Annotated in this window: 6 protein-coding genes; all 6 read right to left on the reverse strand. The window is 74.0% G+C overall.

Annotated features, from left to right (window positions below; genetic code table 11):
* On the reverse strand, positions 1–499 hold a 499-nt coding region (locus tag ACOJUF_RS05600; protein WP_420120877.1), incomplete at its 3' end, for a lysophospholipid acyltransferase family protein.
* 67 nt (positions 500–566) lie between these two features.
* Positions 567–1,277 (reverse strand): (d)CMP kinase, encoded by a 711-nt coding sequence (gene cmk, locus ACOJUF_RS05605; protein WP_420120878.1) that lies wholly within the window; start codon positions 1,275–1,277, stop codon positions 567–569.
* Entirely contained in the window at positions 1,274–2,017 is a 744-nt protein-coding gene (locus ACOJUF_RS05610) for a pseudouridine synthase (RefSeq protein ID WP_420120879.1), read from the reverse strand. The genes cmk and ACOJUF_RS05610 overlap by 4 nt, the downstream gene beginning before the upstream one ends.
* Positions 2,010–2,861, reverse strand: coding sequence for an SMC-Scp complex subunit ScpB (gene scpB / locus ACOJUF_RS05615; RefSeq protein WP_420120880.1), 852 nt, complete (start codon positions 2,859–2,861; stop codon positions 2,010–2,012). The genes ACOJUF_RS05610 and scpB overlap by 8 nt, the downstream gene beginning before the upstream one ends.
* On the reverse strand, positions 2,858–3,742 hold the full coding sequence (locus ACOJUF_RS05620) for a segregation and condensation protein A (protein ID WP_420120881.1): 885 nt from the start codon (positions 3,740–3,742) through the stop codon (positions 2,858–2,860). Before ACOJUF_RS05620 ends, scpB begins: the two co-directional genes overlap by 4 nt.
* Before the next feature lie 38 nt (positions 3,743–3,780).
* Complete coding sequence (locus tag ACOJUF_RS05625; RefSeq protein ID WP_420120882.1) at positions 3,781–4,608, reverse strand: ParA family protein; 828 nt, start codon at positions 4,606–4,608, stop codon at positions 3,781–3,783.
* Positions 4,609–4,717 lie beyond the last annotated feature (109 nt).

Below are 4,717 nucleotides of genomic sequence, written 5' to 3' on the forward strand. Positions count from 1 at the left end.
CCGGCCGGACCGTCCCGCGGATGGCGACCGGCACCACCGGGGCCGCCGCCCGGGCGGCCAGCCAGCCGGCGCCGGCGAACACCGTCTCGACGTTACCCGCGCCGCGCGTGCCTTCGGGGAAGATGCCGATCGCCCCGCCCGCCTTGAGCTGCGCGAGGGCCTGCAGCAGCGGCTCCCGGTCCGGGGTGCCGCGGACGATCGCGTACTGGCCGACCGCGGTGAGCAGCCAGCCGAGCGCGCCCTTGACCGCTTCCGCCTTGACCAGGAACGAGACCCGCCGCGGCAGGCAGCCGAACAGCACCGCGCCGTCCAGCAGGTGCTGATGGTTGGCCACCAGCACCACCGGGCCGGTCGCCGGGATCCGGTCGGCGCCCCGCAGCCGCACCCGGTAGAGCACGGTGTTCACCACGATGCCGATCCGCCGCCCGCGGTCCATCGCCCGGGGCGAGGAGTGCGGCGCCGCCGGGTCGGCCGACCCGCCCAGGTGCCGCCACCTCATGCCGGCCGCCCGGCGACGGGCCGGGCGGCGCCGGCCCCGCGGCCGGGCCGGCCCGGGCCTGGGCCGCTCACGGCGTGATGCCCCGCTCCGCGGCCAGCCCCAGGACGTGGGCGACGGTCTCCTCGATGGCCAGCGACGAGGAATCGACGACGATCGCGTCGGCGGCGGCCTGCAACGGCGCATGAGTCCGGCTGGCGTCCTTGCTGTCCCGGCGCTGCAGATCGGTGGCCACCGCGGCCAGGTCGGGACCGGACCCGCCGACCAAGGCCGCGCTCTGCCGCTGCCGTCGCCGGGCCCGCTCGTCGGCGTCGGCGGTCCGGTAGATCTTCAGATCGGCGTCCGGCACCACCACGGTGCCGATGTCCCGGCCCTCCACCACCATCCGGCCGGACCGCGCCAGCCGGCGCTGCCGGTCGAGCAGCCACCCGCGCACGGCGGGATTGGCCGAGACCGGGGTCACTGCGAGAGTGACCGCCGGGCCTCGGATCTCGGTCCCGACGTCGACGCCGTCCAGCGAATGTCGTTGCCGGCCGGCGTTCGTCGGGCTGTCGAAGACCAGCCCGGGCAGGAGCCCGGCGACGGCGGCCTCGTCGGTCGGCTCGACCGACGAGCGGAGCACGGCCAGCGTGACGATCCGGTACATCGCCCCGGTGTCCAGGTAGCCCGCGTCCAGGGCCTGCGCGACCCGCCGGGCCACCGTCGACTTGCCGGTCCCGGCCGGCCCGTCGATGGCGATGACGAAGGACCGGCTCCGGTCCGGGCCGGACGCCTCGATCACAGCCCGACCGCCTTGTACAGCTGGCCGACCTCGACCGGATTGAGCTTGCGCAGCGTGCCCGGCCGTTGGTGGCCCAGCTGGATCGGCCCGATCTGCGTGCGGACCAGCCGGGACACCGGGCGGTCCACCGCCTCCAGCAGCCGCCGCACGATGTGCTTGCGGCCCTCGTGGATGACGACCTCGACCACCGCCCGGTTGGCGTGCAGGTCCAGCACGTCGAACGAGTCGACCTTGGCCGGGCCGTCCTCCAGCTCGACGCCGTACCGCAACCGCCGGCCCAGATCCTTGGGGATCGGCCCCGGCACCTCGGCCACGTAGGTCTTGGCCACCCCGTACGACGGGTGCGTGAGCCGGTGCGCCAGGTCGCCGTCGTTGGTCAGCAGCAGCAGACCTTCGGACTCCATGTCGAGCCGGCCGACATGGAACAGCCGCTCCGTCCGGTCTTCCAGCATCTGGCCGACGTGCGGGCGACCCTGGTCGTCCGACATCGTCGACAGCACCCCGCGTTCCTTGTTCAACGCCAGGTACACCAGGTCGGTGCGGGTGGTGATGCGGGCGCCGTCGACGTGCACGACGGCCTTCTCCGGGTCGATGCGCGTCCCCATCTCCCGAACCACGATGCCGTCGACCTTGACCCGGCCGTCCCGGATGAGTTCCTCGGCCTTGCGGCGGGAGGCGACGCCCGCCGAGGCGAGCACCTTCTGCAGACGAACGCCCTCGTCGGCGCCGGGCTCAGACATCGTCCAGCTCCCCGATGTCGGGCAGCAGCGGGCCCAGCGACGGCAACTCGGCCAGATCGTCCAGGCCCATCCGCTCCAGGAACAGGTCGGTCGTGCGGTACAGCGTGCCGCCGGTGTCGGCGTCGATGCCGCAGTCCTGGATCAGACCGCGGGACATCAGGGTGCGGATGACGCCGTCGACGTTGACCCCGCGCACCGCGGCGATCCGGGCCCGGGTGACGGGCTGCCGGTAGGCGACCACGGCCAGGGTCTCCAGCGCGGCCTTGGACAGCCGGCTCTGCGCCCCGTCCAGCACGAACCGCTCGACCACCGGCGCGAACCGGTCGCGGGTGTAGAACCGCCAGCCCCCGCCGAACTCGCGCAGCTCGATCCCGGAGTTCGCCGCCGTATAGTTGTCGGCCAGCTCGGCCAGCAGCGTCCGGACGTGACCCGGGGTGTGCCCGACCGCCGCGGCGATCTGTGCCTCCGGGATCGGAACGTCGGCGACCAACAGGACCGCCTCGATCGCCCCGGCCAGATCGTGCTCGGGCACCTGGTCCACCGGCTCGGCCGGCCCGGGTCGCGGCCCGGCCGGCTCGGCGACCTGCCGGTCACCGTCGTCGGCGGCCCGCTCCGGGACCGGCGGCGGCCCCGGGTCGACCGCCTCGGGGTCGCCCGCCGGCGAGCCGTCCCCCGGGACCCCCGCCACCGCCGGGTCGACCGCGCTCTCAGCCGCGCCCTCGTCCACGCCCTGAACCGCAGTCCCGATCGGCGCGTCGGCCGCCGTCCCGATCGGGGTGTCGGCCGCCGGGGCGTCCGCCGGCGGCCCGCCGGCGGCCACCGCGGTCTGCACTTCGCCGCTCACTCGTATTCCTCTTCCACCGCGCCAGCATCCTCGTGTCCGCCGGTCGGACCGGCATCCCCCACAGCCTCCGGTGCCATCCACCGTACGGTCAACTCGCCCAGCGGCAGGGGCTGATCGAACGCGACCGCCGACTCCCGGTAGAGCTGCAGCAACCCCAGGAACCGGGCGACCACCTGCAGCGTCGCCGTGCAGTCGGCGACCAGCTCGCCGAACGTCGCGGCCCCGCGCGAGGCGAGCATCTCGCGGAGCATCCCGGTGTGCTCGACCACCGACACCCGCGGGGCGTGGATGTGGTCGACGTTGACCACCGGCTCCGGCTTCGGGGTGAAGACCGAGGCGGCCAGATCCGCGAATGCCGCCGGCGTGAGCCCGATGGTCACCTCCGGCAGCAGCCCCAGGTACCGCTGCTCGAGCGCGACCGCCCGCGGGTAGCGGCGCAGCGCGCCCGCCTCCAGCTCCGCGAACAGGGCCGCCACCTGCTGGTAGGCCCGGTAGGCCAGCAGCCGGGCGAACAGCAGGTCCTTGGCCTGCAGCGGCTCGTCGGGATTGATCGACTCGTCGGCCGGCGTCGGCAGCAACCGCGAGGCCTTCATGTCCAGCAGGGTGGCCGCGATCACCAGGAACTCGGTTACCTGGTCCAGGTCCCAGTCGTCGCCCATGCCGCGCACGTGGGCCAGGAAGTCGTCGGTGACCCGGTGCAGGGCGACCTCGGTGACGTCCATCCGGTGCTGGTTGATCAGCTGCAGCAGCAGGTCGAACGGGCCGTCGAAGTTCTCCAGCCGGACGTGGAAGGTCCGCCGGCCCGCCCCCGGTTCCTCCTCCGACCCGCCGGCCGGGCCGGCCACCGCCTGGCCGGTGGCCCGATCCGCTGCCTTGCCCACCGACGAGTCCGGCGCTGGCCGGTCGCGGGGGGTCACGGTCACCGAGCGATCACTTCACGGGCCAGTGCCCGGTACGCCTGGGCCGCCGGGTGGGTCGGCGCGTAGGAGGTGATCGGCTCGCCGGCCACCGTGGTCTCCGGGAACTTCACCGTCCGGGAGATGATCGTGTCGTAGACGGTGTCGCCGAACCGCTGGTCGAGCATCCCGACGACCTCGCGCGAGTGCACGGTCCGCCCGTCGTACATCGTGACGAGCACGCCGGCCACCGACAGGTCGGGGTTGATCCGGGCCTGCACCTTCTCGATGGTGTCGACGAGCAGGTGCACGCCGCGCAGCGAGAACCACTCGGCGGCCAGCGGGATGATCACGCCCTGCGCGCAGGTCAGCGCGTTGATGGTGAGCAGCCCGAGCGAGGGCTGGCAGTCGATGAGGATGTAGTCGTAGGCGTGCAGCACCGGCCGCAGCGCCCGGGTGAGGGTGTGCTCGCGCCCCACCTCGTTGATCAGCTGCACCTCGCCGGCGGACAGGTCGATGTTCGCCGGGATCAGGTCGACCCCCTCGATCCCGGTCGGCACCAGCACGTCGGTCAGCCGGGTGGACGGCTCGAGCATGAGGTTGTAGACGGTGTGGTCGAGCTCGTGCGAGGCGATGCCGAGCCCGGCGGACAGTGCGCCCTGCGGGTCGAGGTCGACGAGCAGGACCCGGCGCCCGTAGCCGGCGAGCGCGGCCCCCAGGTTGATGGTCGACGTGGTCTTGCCCACGCCGCCCTTCTGGTTGCACATCGCCAGCACCGTCGCCGGGCCGTGCGAGGCCAGCGGAGCCGGTTCCGGGTCCCGGCCGCGCATCGCCCGCAGCGAGGGGGACAGCGAGCCGGCGACGCTGTTGTCGACCGGCCGCCGCGTGGGCGCCGGGTCGGCCGGGCCGGGATCGCCCGGCGCCGGTGCCGCGGCGGGCGCGGCCGGCTCGACGACCGGC

The sequence above is a fragment of the Nakamurella sp. genome (assembly GCF_048594475.1).
Taxonomy (GTDB): domain Bacteria; phylum Actinomycetota; class Actinomycetes; order Mycobacteriales; family Nakamurellaceae; genus Nakamurella.